General features: G+C 62.7%; 20 protein-coding genes and 1 tRNA gene. 7 read left to right on the forward strand and 14 right to left on the reverse strand.

The window, feature by feature from the left end:
* Positions 1 to 3 precede the first annotated feature (3 nt).
* The 4 genes from ACO06O_RS00680 to ACO06O_RS00695 all read right to left on the reverse strand — a co-directional run bounded on the left by ACO06O_RS00680 (position 4) and on the right by ACO06O_RS00695 (position 4,241).
* Positions 4 to 1,320 (reverse strand): TRAP transporter large permease, encoded by a 1,317-nt coding sequence (locus ACO06O_RS00680; protein ID WP_420416030.1) that lies wholly within the window; start codon positions 1,318 to 1,320, stop codon positions 4 to 6.
* A gap of 4 nt (positions 1,321 to 1,324) precedes the next feature.
* A complete protein-coding gene (locus ACO06O_RS00685) occupies positions 1,325 to 1,825 on the reverse strand; it encodes a TRAP transporter small permease (RefSeq protein ID WP_421875247.1) in 501 nt (166 codons plus the stop codon).
* A 10-nt stretch (positions 1,826 to 1,835) separates the two neighbouring features.
* Complete coding sequence (gene dctP / locus ACO06O_RS00690) at positions 1,836 to 2,807, reverse strand: TRAP transporter substrate-binding protein DctP (protein ID WP_421875249.1); 972 nt, start codon at positions 2,805 to 2,807, stop codon at positions 1,836 to 1,838.
* 282 nt (positions 2,808 to 3,089) lie between these two features.
* Positions 3,090 to 4,241: a TauD/TfdA family dioxygenase gene (locus ACO06O_RS00695; protein ID WP_421875251.1), complete on the reverse strand. Its 1,152-nt coding sequence runs from the start codon at positions 4,239 to 4,241 to the stop codon at positions 3,090 to 3,092.
* A gap of 106 nt (positions 4,242 to 4,347) precedes the next feature.
* Here ACO06O_RS00695 and ACO06O_RS00700 point away from each other — a divergent pair, with 106 nt between their 5' ends.
* On the forward strand, positions 4,348 to 5,259 hold the full coding sequence (locus tag ACO06O_RS00700) for a LysR substrate-binding domain-containing protein (RefSeq protein ID WP_421875253.1): 912 nt from the start codon (positions 4,348 to 4,350) through the stop codon (positions 5,257 to 5,259).
* Between the two features lie 145 nt (positions 5,260 to 5,404).
* Here ACO06O_RS00700 and ACO06O_RS00705 read toward each other — a convergent pair.
* The 3 genes from ACO06O_RS00705 to ACO06O_RS00715 all read right to left on the reverse strand — a co-directional run bounded on the left by ACO06O_RS00705 (position 5,405) and on the right by ACO06O_RS00715 (position 7,759).
* Positions 5,405 to 5,493: transfer RNA gene (locus ACO06O_RS00705), tRNA-Ser, on the reverse strand.
* 117 nt (positions 5,494 to 5,610) lie between these two features.
* The gene (locus ACO06O_RS00710) at positions 5,611 to 6,756 is read right to left on the reverse strand and encodes an aromatic ring-hydroxylating oxygenase subunit alpha (RefSeq protein WP_421875255.1); all 1,146 of its coding nucleotides are present in this window, start codon (positions 6,754 to 6,756) and stop codon (positions 5,611 to 5,613) included.
* 109 nt (positions 6,757 to 6,865) lie between these two features.
* The gene (locus ACO06O_RS00715) at positions 6,866 to 7,759 is read right to left on the reverse strand and encodes a LysR substrate-binding domain-containing protein (RefSeq protein WP_421875257.1); all 894 of its coding nucleotides are present in this window, start codon (positions 7,757 to 7,759) and stop codon (positions 6,866 to 6,868) included.
* Between the two features lie 213 nt (positions 7,760 to 7,972).
* Here ACO06O_RS00715 and ACO06O_RS00720 point away from each other — a divergent pair, with 213 nt between their 5' ends.
* Positions 7,973 to 8,929 (forward strand): PDR/VanB family oxidoreductase, encoded by a 957-nt coding sequence (locus ACO06O_RS00720; RefSeq protein ID WP_421875259.1) that lies wholly within the window; start codon positions 7,973 to 7,975, stop codon positions 8,927 to 8,929.
* A 7-nt stretch (positions 8,930 to 8,936) separates the two neighbouring features.
* Here the strand turns inward: ACO06O_RS00720 and ACO06O_RS00725 are convergent, their stop codons facing one another.
* The gene (locus ACO06O_RS00725; protein WP_421875261.1) at positions 8,937 to 9,833 is read right to left on the reverse strand and encodes a LysR substrate-binding domain-containing protein; all 897 of its coding nucleotides are present in this window, start codon (positions 9,831 to 9,833) and stop codon (positions 8,937 to 8,939) included.
* A gap of 119 nt (positions 9,834 to 9,952) precedes the next feature.
* Here ACO06O_RS00725 and ACO06O_RS00730 point away from each other — a divergent pair, with 119 nt between their 5' ends.
* Complete coding sequence (locus tag ACO06O_RS00730; protein ID WP_421875264.1) at positions 9,953 to 10,948, forward strand: ornithine cyclodeaminase family protein; 996 nt, start codon at positions 9,953 to 9,955, stop codon at positions 10,946 to 10,948.
* Positions 10,949 to 11,035: 87 nt separating this feature from the next.
* A complete protein-coding gene (locus ACO06O_RS00735; protein ID WP_421875266.1) occupies positions 11,036 to 11,626 on the forward strand; it encodes an OmpA family protein in 591 nt (196 codons plus the stop codon).
* A 28-nt stretch (positions 11,627 to 11,654) separates the two neighbouring features.
* Here ACO06O_RS00735 and ACO06O_RS00740 read toward each other — a convergent pair whose 3' ends face one another.
* On the reverse strand, positions 11,655 to 14,108 hold the full coding sequence (locus tag ACO06O_RS00740) for a CHAT domain-containing protein (RefSeq protein ID WP_421875270.1): 2,454 nt from the start codon (positions 14,106 to 14,108) through the stop codon (positions 11,655 to 11,657).
* A 192-nt stretch (positions 14,109 to 14,300) separates the two neighbouring features.
* On the opposite strand from ACO06O_RS00740, the gene ACO06O_RS00745 reads away from it, so the two are divergent.
* Complete coding sequence (locus tag ACO06O_RS00745; RefSeq protein WP_420416018.1) at positions 14,301 to 14,762, forward strand: flavodoxin family protein; 462 nt, start codon at positions 14,301 to 14,303, stop codon at positions 14,760 to 14,762.
* Positions 14,763 to 14,861: 99 nt separating this feature from the next.
* Positions 14,862 to 15,383 (forward strand): PAS domain-containing protein, encoded by a 522-nt coding sequence (locus tag ACO06O_RS00750; protein ID WP_421875273.1) that lies wholly within the window; start codon positions 14,862 to 14,864, stop codon positions 15,381 to 15,383.
* 23 nt (positions 15,384 to 15,406) lie between these two features.
* On the opposite strand, the gene ACO06O_RS00755 is transcribed toward ACO06O_RS00750, so the two are convergent.
* Genes ACO06O_RS00755 through ACO06O_RS00775 form a run of 5 tightly spaced genes read right to left on the reverse strand, consistent with a single transcriptional unit; the run spans position 15,407 to position 17,942 of the window.
* Complete coding sequence (locus tag ACO06O_RS00755) at positions 15,407 to 15,811, reverse strand: DUF2155 domain-containing protein (RefSeq protein ID WP_421875275.1); 405 nt, start codon at positions 15,809 to 15,811, stop codon at positions 15,407 to 15,409.
* Positions 15,808 to 16,566, reverse strand: coding sequence for a class I SAM-dependent methyltransferase (locus ACO06O_RS00760; protein ID WP_421875277.1), 759 nt, complete (start codon positions 16,564 to 16,566; stop codon positions 15,808 to 15,810). Before ACO06O_RS00760 ends, ACO06O_RS00755 begins: the two co-directional genes overlap by 4 nt.
* Positions 16,567 to 16,589: 23 nt before the next feature.
* On the reverse strand, positions 16,590 to 17,039 hold the full coding sequence (gene mlaD / locus ACO06O_RS00765) for an outer membrane lipid asymmetry maintenance protein MlaD (RefSeq protein ID WP_420416014.1): 450 nt from the start codon (positions 17,037 to 17,039) through the stop codon (positions 16,590 to 16,592).
* Between the two features lie 5 nt (positions 17,040 to 17,044).
* The gene (locus tag ACO06O_RS00770) at positions 17,045 to 17,530 is read right to left on the reverse strand and encodes an MlaD family protein (RefSeq protein ID WP_421875279.1); all 486 of its coding nucleotides are present in this window, start codon (positions 17,528 to 17,530) and stop codon (positions 17,045 to 17,047) included.
* 49 nt (positions 17,531 to 17,579) lie between these two features.
* On the reverse strand, positions 17,580 to 17,942 hold the full coding sequence (locus ACO06O_RS00775; RefSeq protein WP_420416012.1) for an NADH:ubiquinone oxidoreductase subunit NDUFA12: 363 nt from the start codon (positions 17,940 to 17,942) through the stop codon (positions 17,580 to 17,582).
* A gap of 339 nt (positions 17,943 to 18,281) precedes the next feature.
* On the opposite strand from ACO06O_RS00775, the gene ACO06O_RS00780 reads away from it, so the two are divergent.
* Positions 18,282 to 21,989: a vitamin B12-dependent ribonucleotide reductase gene (locus tag ACO06O_RS00780; protein ID WP_421875283.1), complete on the forward strand. Its 3,708-nt coding sequence runs from the start codon at positions 18,282 to 18,284 to the stop codon at positions 21,987 to 21,989.
* The last annotated feature ends 108 nt before the right edge of the window (positions 21,990 to 22,097 follow it).

A 22,097-nucleotide genomic window follows, 5' to 3' on the forward strand; every position in this document is an offset into this window, starting at 1 on the left:
CCTCTAGCGCGTGATCAGGGCGGGCAGCCATGTGCCCAGCGCCGGTACCGCGACGACCAGCGCCAGCACCAGCAGCTTGATTGTCAGGAAGGGCGCAACGGCCGCATAGATCTGTTTCATCCGGATCGATTCCGGCACCACACCGCGCATGACGAACAGCAGCAGCCCGAAAGGCGGCGTCAGCAGCGCGATTTCCATCGTCAGCAGATAGACGACGCCCAGCACCAATTCGTCGATCCCGACCGCTTTCGCCAGCGGAATGAAGATCGGGATCGTCACCATCAGCATGCTGACCTGGTCGATGAAGCAGCCCAGGAACAGCAGGATCAGGATCATGCCCACCAGCACCTGCAACGCCGTCAGATCCCAGCCGTTGATCAACCCGATCAAGCCGGACGTCGCGCCGCTGAAGGACAGAATCTGACTGAAGGTCTGGCTGGCCGCGATGATGAACATGATCATGACGGTCAGCAGCACAGTCTCACGGACAGCCGCGATCAGATTGTCGAGCGACAGGGAGCGATAGGCGGCACTGGCCACCACCGCCGCCAGACAGCCCAGCGCCGCGGCATCGGTCGGCGACGCGATGCCGATCAGCAGGCTGCCGATCACCACCATGAAGATGCCTGACAGCGGCAGGACATAGATGCAGAACGGCCGCCAGCGCTCCCACAGGGTCATGTCCGGCAGATCGTCCGCCGGGGCCAGATCGGGCTTCGCCACCGAAGCGGACACGATCAGGATCACGAACAGCGTCGACAGCAGGATCGCCGGCAGAATGCCCGCGACCAGCAGTTTCGAAATTGAGATCCCCGCCAGGCTGCCCAGCAGCACCGCCAGCGCCGAGGGCGGGATCAACATCGCAATCGCGCCCGACGCCATGATCGGCCCCATGGCGAGCGTCGGATGATATCCCTTCTTCAACATGCTGGGCATCAGGGTCGACCCCAGCATGGCGGTATTCGCGATGGTCGATCCGGACAGCGCCGAAAAGATCGTGCCGCCGAAGACGGTGACGACGGACAGGCGACCCGGCACGCGGGTCACGATCCGCTCAATGGCATCGATGGCCCTGTGCGCCACCCTGGACTGGAACAGAATCTCGCCCATCAGGATGAACAAGGGAATCGGCGCCAGCTGGAAGTTGGAGACGGAGCGCGTCGCATTGCGCGCCATCTGTACCAAGCCGTTCTCGCCCCCCAGGATAAAGAAGGCGCCCACGACATTGACGGCGATAAAGGCGAAGGCGACGGGCAGGCCCAGGGCCAGCAACACGACCAGCGCGCCCAGCATCGCCACCAGGATCATGATCCAATCCATGATGCTACAATCCCGTCTGCATGCGTTCGATTCTGGGCTGGGCCATGGCCTTGGCGATGAATTCCGCCGCCAGCAGCACGCCCGCGATCGACGGGGCCATCAAGGGCACCCATTCCGGAAAGACCAGGATGCCGCGCACCATCGACCCGCGTTCGACGGCGGTGACCAGCGCGGTGATCGACGACCAGGACAGGACCGCCGACATCACCGCACCGAACAGCATCATCGCTACGGTCAGCCTGCGGCGCCCGGTCTCGGGCAGGGTTGTCAGGACGATGTCCACCGCCACATGCCCGTTGCGCCGCAGGACCCATGGCGCCGCCAGGAAGGTCGCCGCCATCAACCCCAACTCAATCGCGTCCACCATGCCGTAGAGACCGCCATAGCCCATCGCCCGGAACGCCACATTGACGATCAGGGCCAGCGTCATGGCGGTCAGGACCGCGCCCGCCGCGATGGCGAACGCGGTCACGATCCGCTGGTGAACAGATACCAGAAAACGCATGGCCTTACGGTCAGCGCATGCAGGACTGCAGGGCCGCCGCCGTGTCCGCGTCGATCGCGGCCACCTTCTCCCACCCGGCGTCGCGGGCGGTGTTCAGCCATTTTTCCTTATCGCCGCCATCCAGTTCGATGACTTCGATGCCGGCCTCGGCCTGTTTCGCCGCTTCGGCCTGGTTGATGTTCAGATTCTCGGCGTTGCGCTCTTCCAGCCAGGCGATGCCTTTTTCCAGCAGCGCGCGCTGTTCGTCGGACAGGGACTGCCAACGGTCCAGGTTGACCAGCACATCGACATCGACCTGATAGAAGCCCGGGTCGACGCGGTATTTGGTCTGCTCGTCCCAACCGAGGTCGAGCACGCCCTGGATCGGCCAGCCATAGCCGTCGATCGTGCCACGCTCCAGCGCGGTGTAGACGTCGCCCGGGGGCGTACGGATCAGCGTCGCGCCCAGCTTTTCGAACATCGCCTGATAGACCGGCGTGGTCCGGATCGTCAGACCGGACAGATCGGCGCCGGCCAACGGCTTGGTCAGGTACAGGTGAAAGCTGATGTGATCCCCGGTGCGGCCCAGATATTTGACGTTCATCTGCTCCTGGTGCATCGCGTCGATCTTGTCATAGCAGCCATTCGCGCGCTGATCCTGGATCCTGTTCTCCGCCAGTTTCAGGGCGTCGCCCATCGGCAGGATATTTGTGTAGAAGGCCGCCGTGACATTCGCGATGTCGACGACACCGGTAGACACGGCATTGCCGACTTCGAAGGGCGGCATGGCTTCCGGACCGCCGACGGTCTGGATCTGCAGCACGCCCTTGCCGTTCTCGTTGATCCATTCGACAAAGGCCTCATAGGGGCGAGAGAAGGTCGTACCCTGCGCGAAAGCCGTCGTGCCGCGCAGCGTCACCTCGTCCGCCGCCGCGCTGCCGGCCGCCAGGCCACCCGAAACCAGCGCCGCGGCCAGCGTGGCGCATACAAACTTGCGATTCATCTTGTCTCCTCCCTCTGGAAATTGGATCGGTTTTCGCACCCCTGACCGGGATATTCGTATTCGGGCAAACTATACCCATTTGCATATAGTTTGACGGATTTTCTGAAACGGTCAATGACGAACCTGAAAACGAAATTAAATTTCACACCTGAATGCCAGAAGATCGAAAACGTACGTCGAAAACCACGTCCCCTTCCAGCGCCGCCCAGCCAAAGGTAGCGCGCCGTTCGAACCGACAGCTCGAACGGCGGCGAATACATGGACCTTCCGACGACGAAGGCGCTAGGAATTGCTCGCCTTGAACCGGCCTTCGGTCACCAATGCGCGATAGCTTGAGCGCATTTCGGCCCGGTCGGCATAGGTGCCCCGCAGATAACGCTCACCGCTTGTTGCGCTGTAAGCCGCGCGACCGTGAACGATGCGGTGGTTGTCGAACACAATGCATTCACCGGCGTTCAGGGTGAACCGCATGATATACCGGTCGTCCTGCAGCAACTTTCCGAAGCGGCAAAATGCCGGGTACCAGGCGTCGAGCTGTTCCTGCGGCAGGTCCATGAGATCGAGCATGTGCTGGCTGATCGTCACCCCTTCCACCGCACCATGCCGGTCCAACTCGATGATCCGCTGATGGGACCGCATGTCATAGGTGTCGTGTTCGCAATAGAAGGGCACGTCGGTTTCGGCCAGCAAGTGAAACCCTTCGGGATCGATGCGGCGAAAATCCTCGGCGGCGGCGACGCCGTCCCCGAAAAGATTCCGTCCGCCTGTGACGGTGTTTGCGCGCATATGCAGGAATTGGACGCCGGGTGCATGTTCTTCCGCCGGCGTGTCCGTATGCAGTTCCAGCGCCCCGGCCGTATAGGCGGAGTTCGTCGGCTTGATATGGGTGCGCACGTCGAAATAGGTGCCGAAGAAAGTCGGCCGCACCTGCCCCATCAATTCCACCAGTTCCGTCAGGGCGGCATCGGAATCGGGCATGTCGCGCACGATCGCGATTCCTTCGACCAGGATCGCCTCCAGCCAGTCGCGCACGGTGGTCTTGTCCGACAGCAATTGCGCATGGGTGAAACGGGCTACAGCGTCGTAATGATCCCCATACCAGGCCTTGCGCGGCAGATCGGCGGGATCGGCCCGGCGCTTACCTTCCGCATAGGCCTCAAGCCAAGCGACCGGCATGCGTGTCACGTGATCCTCTTCCGCCCAGTTGATCACCAGCGCATCCCAGTCCAGATAGGCCGAACGCGCGGTCGGCGGTGCATCAAGGTGAAAGATATCGAAGGTCCGCTCCCGCGTTTCGGAACTGAAGCTGGACGGGCAATTGTCCCGTAACCAGAAATAGTTGAAGTATCTGGGGCCGGACGACAGCGGGACCGTAAGACCGGTCGTTCCAAGGATCACATCGGCGGCACTGGTCGCGGAATTCAAGAAGCTCATCGGGGGCGGCCTCGGGTCGTGGTCAACGCCGGAAAGCAATCTTATTTTGCAGTGCGGGAAAAGGCGGATAAAACTAACCCTATGTTAATCTAAAGGTTTACTTTCCATGGACCGATTGCCCCCGCTTCGCTTGTTGACGATCTTCGATGCCGTACACCGGCTGGGGTCGATGCAACTCGCCGCGGCAGAGCTCAACGTGACCCGACCGGCGGTATCGCAAGCGATCCGGGCGCTGGAGGACCATGTCGGCGCCCAACTGGTGGACCGCAGCGTCAAGCCGGCCGTCGCGACCGAAGCCGGCGAACGGTTGGCCAGATCGACCCGAAGCGGTCTGGCCCAGATTTCGGACGCCATCGAAGAAATCCGCTTTGCTGCCGGACTGGCCGAAAGACAGGTCACCGTGTGCTGTACGCTCGGCATGGCGACCCAATGGCTGATGCCCCGCATCGCCGGCTTCTACTCCGAACATCCGGGCATCATGGTCAATGTGCAGGCGCCGCCCTCCGACCTGCCGCATTTCGCGGCCGGGGTCGATATCGCCCTACGCTACACGACCAAACCGTCGGAAGACGGCGTGACCGAACTGTTGTTCCCGGAACGGGTCTGCCCGGTCGGCAGCCCCAAGGTCATGACCGCGCTGAAGGACGATCCGGCAAACCTGCGGGACGCGACGCTGATCCATGTACGTGTACCGCAAAGCTATGGCTGGCCCGGCTGGTCCGAATATCTCGCGTTGAAAGCGCTTCCGCGTCCGAAGGGACCGAAACAGGTCTACGACAACTACATTCAGGCCGTGCAGGCGGCCCTGGACGGACGGGGCGTCATGCTGGGATGGCGGTCGATCACATCGGCCTTGGTCATGGAAGGCAGGCTGGTTCCCCTGCCGGGCGGCGGCCACGATTTCGGCACGTCCTATTGGGCGACCTGCGCGCCCGACAGCCACCACAAACCCGCCGCCCGCATATTCATGGAATGGGTCAGCAAAGCCGCCCGGCCTTTGCGCGAGGAGGCCGCCTAGGCGCCACACGCCTGACCACTCTTCAGAAGGTTCCGATTGCTCGGGGACGGCTCAGAAATCAGCCGATGCCGATTACCAGCCCCACACAGCGACAGGGCCAAGCATCGGCCCCCGGCGGGGAAGATAAATCTTACGATCGGGAAAATGGCGGAGGGACCGGGACTCGAACCCGGGGACCGCTTTAACACGGTCACGGATTAGCAATCCGCTGCATTACCGCTCTGCCACCCCTCCGCATGACGGGCCGCTACGGTCTGTCGGAGGCGGTGCAATAGCGGCTTCGGGGGGCGCTTGTCAATGCGCCTTACGCCGTCCATTCACCGCCGCCGCGACCGGGGCGCATTCGGCGCCTCAGGCGCGCATCCGGCCCGCGACCCAGCGGTGGAACATATGGGTCGGCCCATCCATTGCCGGGGCGAAATGGCCACCGTCGAATCCGGGGGCGTGGCGGCCCTGCTGCATGCCTTCGACGACGAAGACATCCTCGACGAAAATCCCCTTCCACTGCCGGGCGTTGCGGTCGCGCAGATCGGCGTAATTGCCGTCCAGCATCGCTTCCGACGCATAATAGATTTCGACCCGCTCCACGGTCCTGTCGAATCCATGCGGTTCCAACAGGATGGCATAGACATGGTCGCGGTGAACGCCGAACAGGACATTCGGGTAGAGCGCGATGTACTCCGCGGCCATATCCCATTTGTCCGACAGGCCGTCGAAATTCACGAAGGCCCGGCCGGATCCGTCGAGCTGAGGGTTGTAGACCAAGGTGCCCTGGCCGGAAAACTTACCGTCCTGCTCGATATGGTAATGATCCTCCAGCCGCGAATAGCTGTTCAGGCCGGGATGGACCATCGGCAGATGATAGCTTTCGCAGTAATTCTCGACCGCCAGTTTCCAGTTGCATTTCACCTCGAGCTGGAACGAGCTTTCCGGCCCGCCATGGAAGATCGGCCGGTCGAATTCCGACCAGCGCCCGATCAGTTCGGCGGCATATTCCTCGAACGGCGGCGCGTCGCCCGACAGGTTGACGAAGACGACGTCGTGGAACATGGCCGCGCGCACCTCGACCAGCCCAAGTTCCGATTTGTTGAAATCCGGATGCTCGTTGACGCCCGGCCCGCCGACATCCGGCGTCGTGCGCAGGCTGCCGTCCAGCCCGTAGCACCACGAATGATACGGACAGCGGATGACGCCGCGGATCGTCGTCGGCTCCTGGACCAGGATCATGCCGCGATGACGGCAGATGTTCTGAAACACCCGGACCGCGCCCGACCGGTCGCGCAACATCAGAAGCGGCATGCCCTGGAAATCCACGGGCACGGCGTCGCCGGTGCGCGGCACGTCCTTGCCGAAGCCGATCCCCGCCCAGGTCTCGAAGAAGACCTTCTGCCTTTCGCGTTCAAAGGTTTGCGGGTCTATATAGGCGGCGTTGGGAAGCCCCGTCGCCTGACCGATCGGTTTCAGTACATTGTCGAGTTCGACGGTATCCAGGGGCATAACGGACCTCCGCAGATTGGCGATTGCTGTACGACCGGTACTGCCGAACGGCCGCCATGCTCAATAGCGAAAAACCGCAATGTCGATTGAAGTCAGCTCAATCGCATTTCTACTGGGTCATGACCCAGTCACGGAAGGCGGCCATGGCGGGGGTCACCACCCGGTCCGCCGACCAGGCCAGGTAATGCGCGCCGGGGGCCGGCATGGCCAGATCCGTCAGCCGCACCAACTCGCCGGATTCGATCATGGGGCCGACCAACCTCTCCCAGCCGAGCGCAACCCCCTGCCCGTCCCGCGCGGCCTGAATCACCACCGTGTAATTGTTCAAGCTGCGGCCGCCCTTAGGCCGTTCGATGGGCCCCAGACCGGCCCAGGCCAGGAAGCTGTCCCAGTCGATCCAGGCCGGGTCGACGCCTTTCAGCCGCAACAACGGCAGGCGGGACAGATCGCCCGCCCGGACGCCGGCATGGGCCGCCTTGAAGGCGGGCGAGCAAACCGGAAAAAGGCGGTCCCCGAACAGCTTGATCCGGTCCGTTCCGGGCCAGTCGCTCAACCCGTATCGCAGCGCCAGATCCACCGGTCCGCGCCGAAGATCTATCGGGTCGTCGGACACCGCATGATTGACCGTGATTTCCGGATGATCCTGCCAGAAGGCACCGATCCTGGGGATCAGCCAGAACCCGGCAAAGGCGGTCGTCACGCCGATGGTCAGGCTGGGCCCGTCGGTCGCATCCCGGATGCGCCGGCAGACATCGGCGACATGGGTGAAGCCGCGCGCCAGCGCTTCCGACAGTTCCGCCCCGTCCAGCGTCAGTTCGATGCCCCGATGGACACGCACGAAAAGCGGCCGGCGCAGCTCGGATTCCAGCGCCTTTACCTGGCGGCTGACCGCGCCCGGCGTGACATTCAGCTCCGCGGCGGCGTCCTTCATGCTGCCGTGCCTGGCCGCGGCCTCAAAGGCGGCGAGCGTTGTCAGCGGCGGCAGATCGTAGGGTCGTCTCATCCCATCTTTCCCGATCCGAAACCAGAGGGCGAGTCAGTAAGTCCACACGAATGAGTTTGACGCAAGCGTACTTCGTCGCAAAAGGAACATGGAACGGCGCTCGGCGCGCTTGCGGGACGGTGCGGATTGCGGCACCGTCCGACCTTCGTGACCGGGCCCGAAGGCCCGCTCTATCCGCAACGCCCGCCCCGCGATCTGACTACGGAGTGCGCGATGACCCCCCTTCCCTTTCCCGCGATCCTAAAAGACGTATCGGATTTGTCCGACGAAGTGCGCAGTTTCACCTTCGAAGCGCGCGGCGGCGCGCCTTTTGCCGCGGCACAGGCCGGTGCGCATGTGGACGTTGCCCTGCCCGGCGGCCTGCAGCGACAATATTCGCTGTGGCAATGGGACCCGGACGGCACATGGGGCAGCGTCGCCGTCAAGCGAGAGGATACCGGCCGGGGCGGTTCGCGCGCGATGCATGCGCTGACGCCGGGCACGGAACTGTCCCTGGTCGGACCGCGCAATCAATTCACCCTGGACGAAAGCGCCACGCATTCGATTCTGATTGCGGGCGGCATCGGGGCGACGCCGATCTATGCCATGGCCGCGCGTCTCGCCAAGCTGGGCCAATCGCAGCAGGTGCATTACCTGACCCGCAGCCGGGCCCATGCTGCGTTTCAACCCGCTTTCGAGGGGTTGGGGCTCGGCGACGCGCTGGAATGCCGGTTTGACGACACCCATGGTCTGATCGACCTCAAAGCGCTGTTCGGCGCTGCCTCGAAAGACAGCCATGTTTATGTTTGCGGCCCGGAACCGCTGCTGGCTGCCGTGCTGGAGGTGGGCCGCGCCCATTTCCCGGATTCCCAGGTCCATTTCGAACGCTTCTCCGCCGATCCCAGCGCCCTGGAAGGCCCGTCCGACGCGTTCGAGGTGGAACTGGCGCAAAGCGGCAAGACCCTGTCCGTTCCGGCGGACAAGTCGATTCTGGACGTGCTCCTGGAGAACCGGGTCAGTGTGGACTATAGCTGCACCGAAGGGGTGTGCGGTGCCTGTATCGTCGACGTGCTGCAAGGCGAGATCGACCACCGTGACAGCGTGCTGACCCCCGACGAGCAGGCGGACAACGAGCTGATGTGCGTTTGCGTATCCCGGGCAAAGGGCGGGAAGTTGATCCTGGATATCTGACCAGGATCTAGGCGCGCGCGGCCGGCCCTGTCCTTTCCTTCAGCAGCCATGTCCGGAATCGCTTCGCCGCACCGGACAGATCCGCGCGAACCGGAAAATTCAGGAAGTAATGGGCACCGGTATCGACCGTGATTGGAAAAGGCCGTACCAGCCGTCCGCATTCCAGATCCTCGGCAACCAGATCGTGGCATAGCAGCGCGAATCCATCGCCGTTCAGCGCGATCCGCCGCAGCGCGTGGGTGTCGTCGATCCGGGTCGCGGCGCATCCTTCCGACCCTGCAACACCGGCCTCCTCGAACCACCGGGTCCAGTCGGCCCGGGCGAACTCATAGAACAGGCGTTCCGCCATCAGCGCGCCCGGTCCGTTCCGCAGCAGGGCCGGGTCCACCCGGCCCGGCGCAGCGACCACGGTCAATCCGCCATCCATCACCTTGACCGCCTCGACGCCCGGCCATTGTCCATTTCCCCAATTGATCCCCAGATCGACCCGTTCGCGCGCGTAATCCGGCGGCGCATAGGAATGGTGCAGACGCAGATCGATATCGGGATTGGCGCCAATGAACCCCATGACCCTGGGCGTCAACCAGACCGAGGAGAAGAACGGGGCGACGCTGACCGTCAGCATCGCGCGCGCCGGCCAGGCGGATACGGAACGAACCGCCTCCTCGATCCGGTTCAGACTGTCGCATAGCGGGGTATAGAGTGCCCGACCGGCCTCTGTCAGGTCGTTGCCGCCCGGTCGCCGGACGATCAGAGGCACCCCCAACACCTCCTCCAGCGCCTTGATCTGCCGGCTGATCGCCGCCTGGGTGACCCCCAGTTCCGCCGCCGCCGCCGTAAAGCTGCCGGTCGCCGCCACCGCCTCGAAGGCCCGCAGCGCGGAAAAGGAGGGAAGTTTTCGCATCAACGTCATTACCTTTGGTTATGCCATATGGCGGGGAACTCATTTGAAACCCGTTACTCACAGGCATCCTATCGGTGTTCTAGCAAATCCTCGATAACCTTAGTGACAGGAGCCAGGCCATGGAACGCCCCCATCGCAGAAGCGCCGCCGAAATCGTGAAAGGCGAACAATCCGTTCTCACGATCAGCGAAGCCGACGTCGAGAGACTTCTCGACCCGCAAAACCTGATCGATGGGTTGGCGGAGGGCTTCCAGGCCCTAGGACGCGGCGAAATTCAGACGCCCGACCGGCCGGAGATCGCCGTCCCGGGAAAGGGCTTCATGCTGTCCATGCCGGCCTGGCAGGCGGGGGGCCCGATGATGGTCAAGATGGTCTGCGTCTTCGAAGGCAATCTGGACCTCGACCTGCCGAACCACCTGGCGCTGATCACCCTGTTCGACGCCGATACCGGCATGCCGGTCTGTGTCATGGACGGCACTTATATCACCGCCATCCGGACGGCAGCGGCGGCAGTTCTGTCCGTACGGGAATTGGCGCGCCAGGATGCCAAGGTCGCGACCATCATCGGCGCGGGCGTCCAGGGGCGGCAACATCTGCATCTGTTGCCCCTGGTGCGGGATTTCGACGAGATTCAGATCTGTTCGCTCTATCCCGAAGATGCCGAGAATCTGGCGGCAACGGTCCCGAATGCCCGCGCCGTACGCGATGTCGAATCGGCGGTCCGGCGATCCGACGTTGTGTGCCTGTGCAGCCATGCTTACCAGCCCGTGATCGAAACCGATTGGGTGCGACCTGGCACGCACGTCTCCTCGGTCGGATACACGCCCTGGCCGGGAGAATTGCCGCAGGACCTGATCCGCCGGAACACCCTTTTCGTGGAAGACGAAGCCGCGTTCAGGCCGCAACCGGTCGGCTGTGCCGAGTTGGATGGATTGGACCCGTCGATCGCCATCACACTGGGCGATATGTTGAACGGCGCGGCCCCCGGCAGAACGTCGTCGGGACAGATTACGGTCTATAAAGCCATGGGCATTGCCATGGAGGATCTGGTCGCCGCGAAACTGGTCTACCGACGGGCCTTGGATCAGGGGGGACAGGCCAACGCCCGCTTCTGACAGGGTCACCATTTTGCGCGCCGCCGGGTTTTCCGTGCCTCCCCCCTCCATAAGCGTTTATGATGCGGGGCCACGTCGGGGAAGGGAATGATGCGCAATTTCATACTGATAACCGCCGCCTGTGTAGCCGTTCTGGGTTCGGCCGCCACCGGTCACGCCGAAACCATCCGTTTCTTCGAACCGGGCGAAGCGACCGCCGAAGATTTGATGGACGCCATGACCGGCCCGCAAAGTAATGGCGTCGGGTTGACCCGGGGTGCGACCAGGAGCGGCGCCAAAGACGGTGGCGGGCTGCGCGGTCTGCCCGGTGCCAGTCCGGAAACCACCCCCGCACAAAGCGGCGGCGTTGTCGGGTATCGGATTCGCTTCGACTTCGATTCCGACCGGATCTCTCAGCGCGACGCCCCGTTTCTGTCGGAGCTCGCCCGCATGCTGGCCTTCCCGGAAATGCGCGACCGGATCCTGGTGATCGAGGGCCATACGGACGCGGTAGGCAGCGATTCCTATAACCTAAAACTATCCAAGAGACGGGCGTTATCGGTCAGAGACTATCTGACCGACCGTTATGGCGTCGATCCGTTGAGCCTGCAGATCATCGGACGCGGCGAAACCGCGCCGATCGATCCCATCGACCCGGAATCCGATGCCAACCGGCGGGTTCAATTCTATCTGCGCTGATCCCGCCCATAGGCATACTTCCCCCCTCTTACCCCCCAGTCAGTTGAAACGCGGCCCAATAGAAAGGATGCTCGAAGCGACGGCGCGTTTCGATTTGTGCCTGTCGCAACGCATCCGCATGGGAAGCGCCTTTGCCTAGCTCGGCATAGAGCACGCGCATCAACGCCTCTGTCGCGTCGTCTGATACGGACCACAAGCTGGACACGATCCCGCGGGCACCGGCATAGAGGAAGCCCCGGTTCAACCCGACGACATCATCCCCGGTCGATACATCGCCCAGGCCCGTCTCGCAGGCCGAAAGGGTCACAAGGTCAGCCTTCAGGGCCAGACCATAGATTTCTGGCACAGTCAGACTGCCGTCATCCCCTTCCCCCGGCGCCAACAACAATCGTGAGCTCAGCGGATCATTCGCCACGAATTCCCCATGGCTCGCCAGATGCAGCATGCCAAAGCTGGACGCAGTTCGTTTGAATGCGGATTCCGTCGCTACGTCGCGCAAGAGTACATGAGCCTTGTCGAATGAGGCGCGGATGGCCATCGATTCCCGTTGGGCACCAGGCAGATCGAACTTCGGATCGCCCAGATCCGGGTTTCCGAAAATCAGCAACCCTGCACCATCGCTCTGGATGCCCTCCGTCTTCAGGAAGGGCAGGACATTGGCACTGGGCAGCAGGCGGATCTTGTGGCGATCCATCAAATAGCCGCTCCCGTCCCACAGGGCGGCGAAAGGCAGGTAGTGCAGCGCGCCATGCGGTACGATCGATACCATCCCGGTGCGCAACTCGCCCGAGACCGGCCGGATCAGCAGATCGAATAGCGCGGCGGCATGTCGGCGCCAAGTTTCACCCTTGGCCCGCCGCAGGGCCTCGCGCAAAGCCACCACTTCACGCTCCAAGCCCGGCGCTTCCAGTTCCTTTGCAATGATCTTGTCACGGGTCGCTATCACGGCGAAGACCTTGTCCGCGCCCGGATTGAAGAAGAATTCCAACAGGGTCTCGTCCGCTCCCAATAGGACCTGGATCTTTTCAGCCGGCACCGGACGGACCGCAACCAGACTGGCCAGTTCGGCATCAACGGCGGACAATTTGTCCAGCGCGGCGGCGCGCAGGGTCGCGCCATCAACGGTCGTGGCGGCCTGGAGGCTCTGTTTCTCCAGCCGGTCGATTTCAGTCAGAAGCGAAGCGGTCTGAACCGGATCGCGCCGACCTTTCGTCATTTCGGTACGTTGTGCCAGCAGATCGACCAGCGCCCGCCCCTTGGCACGCTCGGCGAATTCCAGCGCGGCGGCCCCGTCTCCTGCCGCCACGGCCGCTGCGACAGCGTCGGCATACAGCGCTGTTTTGTCACCGGCGAAACCGACTTTGTAGGCGTCGATGTTAATGGAGGACCGCTGCGCTTCGATCACATCCGCACTCTGGCGGAACAGTACCAGCGCTGTCGCATAATCACCCTTCGCGGCCAGGCTCTCCGCAAGACCATGCAGCGCCAGATAATGCAGCTCCCCAAAATCCTTGGATCGCGGCTCCGCGAGGATCTCCTGGAAACCCGCTTTCGCCTGGTCGACCTTACCGACCCGCAGCCTCGCCCGGTTCAGCATCAACTCCCCTTCGAAGCCCTGCACGAACTCCCAGGTTTGCGGCGACATGCCATAGGCGGCGTAAAGCGGATAGGCGATTGGATTCAACTTCGCATGCAAGACCAGTATCTCCCACAAGGCGCCGCCGGCCCCGACCTTGCCGCTGCCTTCCAGGGATTCCACCACGCCGGCAAAATCGCCCATATCGTATTGCACGCGGGCGAGCCAGTGGCGCCGTCCGGAATCGGTCGCGCGCGTGAAGAAACCGCCGGTATCGAGCTCCTTCAACGCGGTGATCGCGTCCTGGGCCCTAGCCGTGTCACCCACTCGTGCGGCCGCCATACCGACCACCCCCAGCGACCGGGCACGCACCAGCGTATTCGTCGACCCTCTTTGCCCTTCGCTGACGCCCAAGGTGAACAGGGCCATGAGTTCGCGGTTGTCTTCCGATGGGCGATCCACAAATTGGTTCTCGACCGCCAGACGATCCGCCTCAGACGCCAGAGTGAGGGCTTCGGTGTTACGGCCCAGCCCCAGCAAAGCCTCGGCTTTCAAAATTTTCAGATAGAACTGGCCATAGGGCCGATTCATGTAATTGCCGGCGGGGTCGGCGTTCAGGAAGACATCGTCGTTGCGAGTTTTGATGTATCCATCCTTCGCGGCGACGCGTTGGGTCAGGACGTCGTGGCAGGTAAAGAAGGGTTCGTACCGGCGAAATTTCAGATAGGCGTCGCAGAGATTATAGACCTCCGACGTATCCAATGCGGCGAAGGAGCTTTCATCCCGAGCCGTCCCGGCAACACTGCCATAGTTCCCCGTCAGAACCGCTCGCTCCGCCTCTCCTCCCGTTTGACACCCGGTCAGAACCAGGCCCGCCGCCACCAACAACCCCCACCGCCTATTCATGCGACCCCCCGTGTGAATGATCCATTCAAATCTCGCTATGCCTCTGCGAAACGTCCGTCAACTTTTTGTTTTTAGGGATTTTTTCGGGAAAATCTTATGTCTATGGAAGCTCTGGAAATGGTTTGCGGTTGATTCGATCCATCACGAACGACACGCTGTAGGAAGAGTGTCCGAAACAGCTAACGGCGGCTCATGAAACGGCTTTTGATTGTCACACACGCCCCGTCACCCAATACGCGAAAACTACGCGATGCCGCGATCGACGGCGCACGGGAAGGCGGCGACGGTGCCGTGGAAATCGTCGCGAAACCGGCCCTGGAGGCAGGACCGGAAGACGTGCTTGCGGCCGACGGCATCCTGTTGGGCACCACCGAAAACCTGGGATACATGTCCGGCGCGCTGAAGGATTTCTTCGACCGGACCTATTACGGCGTGATCGAGGAGAAGCAGGGCCTGCCCTTCGCGCTGTATATCCGCGCCGGTCTGGATGGAACGGGAACGCGACGGGCGGTGGAGAGCATCGCCACCGGCCTGCGCTGGAAGCCGATGCGCGATCCCTTGATCTGCCGGGGCGACTGGCAGGACGCATTCGTCGACGAATGCCGGGAGTTGGGCATGCTGGCTGCGGCGGGACTGGACGCCGGAATCTACTGATTTGCCGGTCCCTGTATCAAATTGTCTTAGGCACAAGTCCGTTCTTTCGGTGCGATTCGAATTGGGGTATCCCTGTACGCGCGCGATCGAAAGAGTGTCATGGCTGACGATATCCTGACCGACCGCCACCGGCGATTGCTATCGCATTGGCGGTCCCTGATTCCTGCGGGGCGAGATATTCCGCCACGCCGCAGTTTCGATCCTGTCGATATCCCGGACATTCTGTCTTTCCTGGTGCTCGCCGATATCGAGGGGCAGGAACTGCGCTTCCGCGTCGTCGGGACCGAAATGACGGAAGCCTGGGGCAAGGACTATACCGGCCAAACCCTGTCCCAGATCATGGGCGGGGAGTATCACGACTTCATCCGGGATCTGTTCGACACCTGCATCTCAAGCCGGGCGCCGGTAGTGTCGCACAGCCGGTTCCAATGGGACCGAGGCCGTCATTTGGATACGATCCGGATCATGGTGCCGCTGGCCTCAAACGCCGATCCCGACAGGGTTGGCCATGTCGTGGTGGGTCAGTCCTTCGACTATTCCCAAACGGGGCCTCAATCGCCCCGCGTCTACAGTTTGAAGGACGGCACTTTCGCGGAGATCTCGCGCACGATCCTGACGTGACGACCGCCTTGGGACGGTTGTGATTATTCCTGCGGCGCGGGCGTTTGCGGGTCCTTGCAGTCGAGAAGCCAGACGTCATAGACGGCGTGTTCAACGGCGTTCAATCCCGGGCTGGACGCGAACATCCACCCGGTGAACAGGACGTTCTGTTCCTGCCCAGGGCGCAGTTCATCGATCTCAATGAATGCCGCCGCCTCGGGGCGCTCTTCCGGCGGCGTACGGTCGCAATGCCGGACCCGGATGCGCAGAGCGCCGAAATCGATCGGCTGATCGATCTGAACCTCGAAAGTCGAAACCCGCGCGGTGACCTTGTCCAATCCCTGTAGGACGGCAATCGACTTCGGATCCGCCGATGCCGTGCCAGCACCGGCCGCCAGAGCGGCAGTGAAGGCAACGCCGGAAACGAGACGCGCAAACCAGACGGTCATTGGGGCAGCTCCGCCGAGAACCGCAGGCGCACATAGTCGGCGATCCAAACCCCGTCCGTGTCTGTCAGCATCGGGCGCAGTGCCTCGCGGATCTGATCGATCGCGGCGGTCCGGTCCGATGCGTCGATCCGGTTCAGGAAACTCTCCCCGAATACCGCCAGCCACCCGTCGACATCGCCCGGCAAGGGTGTGGGTCGGTCGATCAGTTCAATGGATTTGACCACGAAACCGGCGTTCTTCAGAACGGCGCTGTAGACCTCCGTGGTCGGGAAATACCAGGGATCGGCAGCGTCCGGGTCGACACCGCGCGCCGCGACCGCGACGCGCAGCGCCGTGCGAAGCGTCTGCACATTGCCGGCCCCACCGAATTCGCCAACGAAACGTCCGCCCGGCTTCAGGGCGCGCCGGACCCCGGCGACGACCGCGGCGGCATCCTTCATCCAATGCAGCGCGGCATTGGTGAAGACCGCATCGAACTCAGCCTCGAAAGACAGGTTCTGACCGTCGACCACTTGGGCGTTTAGGCCTTCTTCGCGCGCCTTTCGGATCTGGTCCGCGCTGGCATCCGCGCCGACGACGTCGCAACCCAGCGCCGCCAGTTTCCGGGTCAGCGCCCCGTCGCCGCAGCCTAAATCCAGAATGCGCTCGCCCGGGCGTGGGGCCAGAAGGTCCACGACCGGCATGCCCAGCTCCGCCACGAAACCGGCATTCTTGCGATATCGGTCCGGGTCCCAATGTTGATCGGCGACCGTCATGCGGCGGCTCCTTTCCCTGGGGCCTATTCCTCGGTGATCAGGAAGATCGCCCGACCCAGCAGGTCCTCGAGCGCGACGACATCTCTTGTGTCCAAGATCTCGTCGCCATCGGCCAGAACTTCACTGTCCTGACCCGGGACCAGTTTCACATACATCCCGCCCAGCAATCCGTCGCCGGTAATGGACACGGTCGAGTCGGCGGGCACCTGCACCCCATTCTGGATCGTCATCTCCACGACCGCTTGATACAGCTCCGGATCGATCGAGGTATCGGTTACGGTCCCGACCTTGACGCCGCCGATACGGACATCGGCCCCCAGGGTCAGGCCGTCCACCGCGCCGAAACGGCCGGACAGTTTGAAGCCGCTGCGGTCGGCGGCAAGATCCGTCGCCTGATAGGCGAGATATAGGAACAGGCCCGCAACGATCAGGACGACCGCGCCCATGATGGTTTCTATGACGCTGCGCTGCATGGCCCCTACTCCGCCGGTTCTTGCTGTTCGGTGCGGCGCGCTTCCGCCATCAGGATAATCTTTTCGAACAGGTCGAAAAACGAGATCGAGTTGCGCGTGAAGTCGAAAGCGCCGCCAGGGGGCAGAATGTCATAGTCGCCGCCCGGAACGACCCGGATGTATTTGCCGCCCGCCAGACCATCGCTGATGATCGACGCCTCGCTGTCGACGGGAATTTCGAAACCGTCATGGATGTTCAATTCGACGACGACCTCATTCGTGGCCTTGTCCAATCGCATGGCGTGGACATTGCCGATGGGCAAACCCGCCATCAGAACGCGGCTGCCGGTACTGAGACCGGCCGCGGATTCGTAATAGGCAAACAGGCGATAGCCGTCCGCCCCCCGATTGGTCGGTTCACCCAGATAGCCCAGCACAAAAAACGCCGCCAGCGCGGTACATGTCGCCGCACCGATAAGGCAATGTCTGGCATCGCGGGAAAGGCGGGCCATGGCTACTCCGTCAACAGGGGCCGGCGCGGCATGCGCGCCCGCGATCGCGTCATTCCGGCGACCAGGCCTCGTAATCGCCCGTGGCCGAGGCGCGACGACCGCCGGCAAGCGTATGTCCGGGCGGACGATAAGCCTCGACCGTGCCGGTCAGATTCGGAACATGGTCCCGCTGCCAGTCGAATTTGGGGCGGCTTTGTGCCGAAGGGAAGGCATCGATCGTGTAGTGCAGCCAGGCATGATGCTGCGGCGGGACACGGGAGGCCTCGTCCAGGCCGTCCTTGTAGATGACCCAACGGCGGCGGCGCGATCCGGCCGACGTCTTACGGTCCTGATAATAGACATTGCCGTGCTCGTCCTCACCCACGCGTTCGCCGCGCAGCCAGGTCGTCAGCCGGGTAATCGCATTGGCCATGGCCGGTCGTATCCTTGAATCTGAATGCCTTCCTGATTGCCGCGACTATGGCAAAGCCGCGCCCTTCCGTCCAGCCTGCAGGCGGCCGATCCGGGCGCCCGCCGCAGAATTCCGCACAAACCCGAGAGTCGTGAAAAAATCAATATATAGAATGCAATCTAATTCTCTGCGGTTTGGGGATACTGCATATTGTATCTGTCCACAGATGGTGTACCATCGTCGACGGTTCACAATATATAGCGCGTCGGTCGGCAAATGCAGGCGGGGAGTTAAGCCTGTCGCCGAGAAACGGTCGTCCCGGCGCTCGGCAATCTGGCAGCCAAGGGGGTCAGCGTACTCATGCGTATCGCGAGACGGTTCACCAATAAAAACGAGTCGCCCTATGCGGCGATCCAGTTCCGCAAGACCAATTCGGAAATCCGGAACCCGGACGGAACCGTCGTTTTCCAATTGAAGGATATCGAGATCCCCTCGAATTACAGCCAGGTCGCGGGCGACGTCCTGGCCCAGAAGTATTTCCGCAAGGCCGGCGTCCCCGCCGCGACCAAGCCGGTGAAGGAAAAGGACGTTCCGGAATTTCTGTGGCGCCGAATCCCCGATGAGGGCGCGCTCGACAAACTGCCCGAAGACGCGCGTTACGGCAGCGAGACCAGGGCGACGCAGGTTTTCGATCGTCTGGCCGGCACCTGGACCTATTGGGGCTGGAAGGGCGGCTATTTCGATGCCGAAGAGGATGCCCAGGCCTATTTCGACGAAATGCGCTTCATGCTGGCGCGCCAGATGGCCGCGCCGAACAGCCCGCAATGGTTCAATACCGGCCTGCATTGGGCGTATGGCATCGACGGACCAAGCCAGGGCCATCACTATGTCGACTACAAGACCGGCAAGCTGGTCCGGTCCAAATCGGCCTATGAACATCCGCAGCCCCATGCCTGTTTCATCCAGTCCGTCGACGACGATCTGGTGAATGACAACGGCATCATGGACCTCTGGGTCCGCGAGGCCCGACTGTTCAAATACGGCAGCGGCACCGGCACCAATTTCTCGCGCATTCGCGGCGCCAACGAACCGTTGGCGGGCGGCGGCAAATCCTCCGGCCTGATGAGCTTCCTGAAGATCGGCGACAAGGCCGCGGGCGCGATCAAGTCCGGCGGCACGACGCGCCGGGCGGCCAAGATGGTCGTGGTCGATATCGATCACCCCGACATCGAGAAATTCGTCGACTGGAAGGTAATCGAGGAACAGAAGGTCGCCGCCCTGGTCGCCGGATCGAAGCTGCACGCCCAGCATCTGAACGCGATCATGCAGGCTTGTAACGAGGGCCGCCTGGACGATGGCGCGGTACTGACCGGGGACGCCCGCTTCGATCCGAAGCGCAACCGCACCCTGAAGGCCGAGATCCGCGCCGCGCGCCGCGCCCAGATCCCCGAAAACTATGTCCAGCGCGTCATCCAATTCGCGCGTCAGGGCTATACCGGTATCGAGTTCCCGACCTATGACACGGACTGGGATTCGGAAGCCTACAGCACCGTTTCCGGTCAGAACGCCAACAATTCCGTCCGTGTGACCGACGATTTCCTGCGCGCGGTGGAAACCGGCGGCGACTGGAAGCTGACCAACCGGACCGATGGCAAGACGGCCAAGACGATCAAGGCGGCGGATCTTTGGGAAAAGATCGGTCACGCGGCGTGGGCCAGCGCCGATCCCGGCATCCAATACGACACGACGATCAACGACTGGCACACCTGCACGAATTCCGGCCGGATCAACGCGTCGAACCCGTGTTCGGAATACATGTTCCTGGACGACACGGCATGCAATCTGGCCTCGCTGAACCTGATGCAGTTCCGGCGGCCGGATCGCGGTTTCGACATCGAAGGCTTCAGCCACGCCGTTCGCCTGTGGACCGTGACGCTGGAAATCTCCGTCCTGATGGCGCAGTTCCCGTCCAAATCCATTGCGGAGCTGTCCTACAAATACCGCACGCTGGGCCTGGGCTTCGCCAATATCGGCGGTCTGCTGATGGCGGCCGGCCTGTCCTATGACAGCGATGAGGGCCGGGCGATCTGCGGCGCGATTTCCGCCCTGATGACCGGCGTCTCCTACGAGACTTCCGCCGAGATGGCCGCCGAGCTTGGCGCCTTCCCCGGCTACGAGGAAAACCGCGACGCCATGCTGCGCGTCATGCGCAACCACCGTGTCGCCGCCCATGGTTGGGGCGACGGCTATGACGGGCTGGCCGTGACTCCGGTGCCGCTGGATGTGCCGAACTGCCCGGACGAAGTACTGGCGAAGGCCGCCGCCGATGCCTGGGATCGCGCCGTGAAAGCGGGCGAACAGCATGGCTACCGCAATGCCCAGGCCACGGTCATCGCGCCGACCGGCACGATCGGTCTGGTCATGGATTGCGATACGACGGGGATCGAGCCGGACTTCGCGCTGGTGAAATTCAAGAAGCTGGCCGGTGGCGGCTATTTTAAGATCATCAACCGTACCGTGCCAGAAGCCCTGAAAACTCTGGGCTACAGCGAACGGGAAATCGGTGAGATCGAACGGTATGCCGTCGGGCATGGCACGCTGGCCGGCGCGCCGGGCGTCAACCATGACAGCCTGATGGCCAAAGGGTTCGGCCCGGAGGAAATCGCCAAGCTGGAATCCGCCCTGGGCAATGCCTTCGACATCAAGTTCGTGTTCAACAAGTGGACGTTGGGCGAAGCCTTCTGCACCGAAATGCTGGGCTTCGACGCCGACGATCAGAACAACATGAGCTTCGACATGCTGGCCGAACTGGGTTTCGAGCGGCATGAGATCGAGGCGGCGAACACCTATTGCTGCGGGGCGATGACACTGGAAGGCGCTCCGCATCTGCGCAGCACCGACCTGCCGGTCTTCGACTGCGCCAATCCCTGCGGCAAGAAAGGCACCCGCTTCCTGACCGCGGAAAGCCATATCCGGATGATGGCGGCGGCGCAGCCCTTCATCAGCGGCGCCATTTCCAAGACGATCAACATGCCGAATTCGGCCAGTGTCGAGGATTGCAAGGCGGCCTATATCCTGAGTTGGAAGCTGGGCCTGAAAGCCAATGCGCTCTATCGCGACGGTTCCAAACTGTCCCAGCCGCTGGCCTCCAGCCTGCTGGACGACGACGACCTGCAGGACGATCTGGCCGACGCGACACCGGCCGAGGCCATTCCGATGGTCGCGGAGCGAATCGTCGAACGCATTATCGAGAAACGTGCGGACCGCAAGAAACTGCCGCATCGCCGCAAGGGTTATACCCAGAAGGCGATCGTGGGCGGCCACAAGGTCTATCTGCGCACCGGCGAGTACGAAGATGGCAGCCTGGGTGAGTTGTTCATCGATATGCACAAGGAAGGCGCCGCCTTCCGCTCGCTGATGAACAATTTCGCCATCGCCGTCTCCATCGGCCTGCAATACGGCGTACCGCTGGAAGAATATGTGGAGGCCTATACCTTCACGCGCTTTGAACCGTCGGGGATGGTCGAGGGCAACGAGGCGATCAAGATGGCGACCTCGATCCTGGACTATATCTTCCGCGAAGTGGCGATCAGCTATCTGGGCCGCGACGACCTGGCCCATGTGCAGCCCGAAGACATGCTGCCGGATACGACTGGCGGCGGTGACAAGGAAAGCGAACTGGCGGAAGAGACCGCCCAGGCCATTCAGGCGATCCAACGGATCACCAGCCGGGGCTTCGTCCGCAAGTCGGACCTGACCGCCTATACCAGCGTCGTGACCCAGCTGGGCGGCGGAGGCGCCGCCGGCAGCATGACCAATTCCGCGCCTACCGCCTCTCGCGGCGGTGCGGGCACACAGTTTGTGGAGACCGGGGCGGTCGGCGACACCGCCGTCCAGGTCGACGAAGCGGTGCGCGAACAAGTGGACGGCCGTCTGGAACGGATCCGCGAAGCGCGCGCCAAAGGGTATGAGGGCGATCCCTGCGGTGACTGCGGGAACATGACCCTCGTGCGGAACGGCACCTGCCTGAAATGCGTCACCTGTGGCGCCACCAGCGGGTGTTCGTAAGGGCCCGGCCCTTCCTTTTTCGTCGGGCCCTCGGCGCGGATATCCCTACTCCGCGCCACGGTGCTCCCTGTGACCTTGCCCCCGGCACGCGCCGGGGGCATTTTTCGA

The sequence above is a fragment of the Pacificispira sp. genome (assembly GCF_965228185.1).
In the GTDB taxonomy this organism is placed as follows: Bacteria; Pseudomonadota; Alphaproteobacteria; order UBA8366; family Aestuariispiraceae; genus Pacificispira.

Coding starts and splice junctions, on each gene's coding strand:
- dctP (WP_421875249.1), bottom strand. CDS start 2,807: ATGAATCGCAAGTTTGTATGCGCCACGCTGGCCGCGGCGCTGGTTTCG.
- ACO06O_RS00745 (WP_420416018.1), top strand. CDS start 14,301: ATGAAACGGCTTTTGATTGTCACACACGCCCCGTCACCCAATACGCGA.
- ACO06O_RS00720 (WP_421875259.1), top strand. CDS start 7,973: ATGACCCCCCTTCCCTTTCCCGCGATCCTAAAAGACGTATCGGATTTG.
- mlaD (WP_420416014.1), bottom strand. CDS start 17,039: ATGCAGCGCAGCGTCATAGAAACCATCATGGGCGCGGTCGTCCTGATC.
- ACO06O_RS00770 (WP_421875279.1), bottom strand. CDS start 17,530: ATGGCCCGCCTTTCCCGCGATGCCAGACATTGCCTTATCGGTGCGGCG.
- ACO06O_RS00750 (WP_421875273.1), top strand. CDS start 14,862: ATGGCTGACGATATCCTGACCGACCGCCACCGGCGATTGCTATCGCAT.
- ACO06O_RS00740 (WP_421875270.1), bottom strand. CDS start 14,108: ATGAATAGGCGGTGGGGGTTGTTGGTGGCGGCGGGCCTGGTTCTGACC.
- ACO06O_RS00700 (WP_421875253.1), top strand. CDS start 4,348: ATGGACCGATTGCCCCCGCTTCGCTTGTTGACGATCTTCGATGCCGTA.
- ACO06O_RS00710 (WP_421875255.1), bottom strand. CDS start 6,756: ATGCCCCTGGATACCGTCGAACTCGACAATGTACTGAAACCGATCGGT.
- ACO06O_RS00715 (WP_421875257.1), bottom strand. CDS start 7,759: ATGAGACGACCCTACGATCTGCCGCCGCTGACAACGCTCGCCGCCTTT.
- ACO06O_RS00695 (WP_421875251.1), bottom strand. CDS start 4,241: ATGAGCTTCTTGAATTCCGCGACCAGTGCCGCCGATGTGATCCTTGGA.
- ACO06O_RS00760 (WP_421875277.1), bottom strand. CDS start 16,566: ATGACGGTCGCCGATCAACATTGGGACCCGGACCGATATCGCAAGAAT.
- ACO06O_RS00685 (WP_421875247.1), bottom strand. CDS start 1,825: ATGCGTTTTCTGGTATCTGTTCACCAGCGGATCGTGACCGCGTTCGCC.
- ACO06O_RS00755 (WP_421875275.1), bottom strand. CDS start 15,811: ATGACCGTCTGGTTTGCGCGTCTCGTTTCCGGCGTTGCCTTCACTGCC.
- ACO06O_RS00730 (WP_421875264.1), top strand. CDS start 9,953: ATGGAACGCCCCCATCGCAGAAGCGCCGCCGAAATCGTGAAAGGCGAA.
- ACO06O_RS00680 (WP_420416030.1), bottom strand. CDS start 1,320: ATGGATTGGATCATGATCCTGGTGGCGATGCTGGGCGCGCTGGTCGTG.
- ACO06O_RS00735 (WP_421875266.1), top strand. CDS start 11,036: ATGATGCGCAATTTCATACTGATAACCGCCGCCTGTGTAGCCGTTCTG.
- ACO06O_RS00775 (WP_420416012.1), bottom strand. CDS start 17,942: ATGGCCAATGCGATTACCCGGCTGACGACCTGGCTGCGCGGCGAACGC.
- ACO06O_RS00725 (WP_421875261.1), bottom strand. CDS start 9,833: ATGCGAAAACTTCCCTCCTTTTCCGCGCTGCGGGCCTTCGAGGCGGTG.
- ACO06O_RS00780 (WP_421875283.1), top strand. CDS start 18,282: ATGCGTATCGCGAGACGGTTCACCAATAAAAACGAGTCGCCCTATGCG.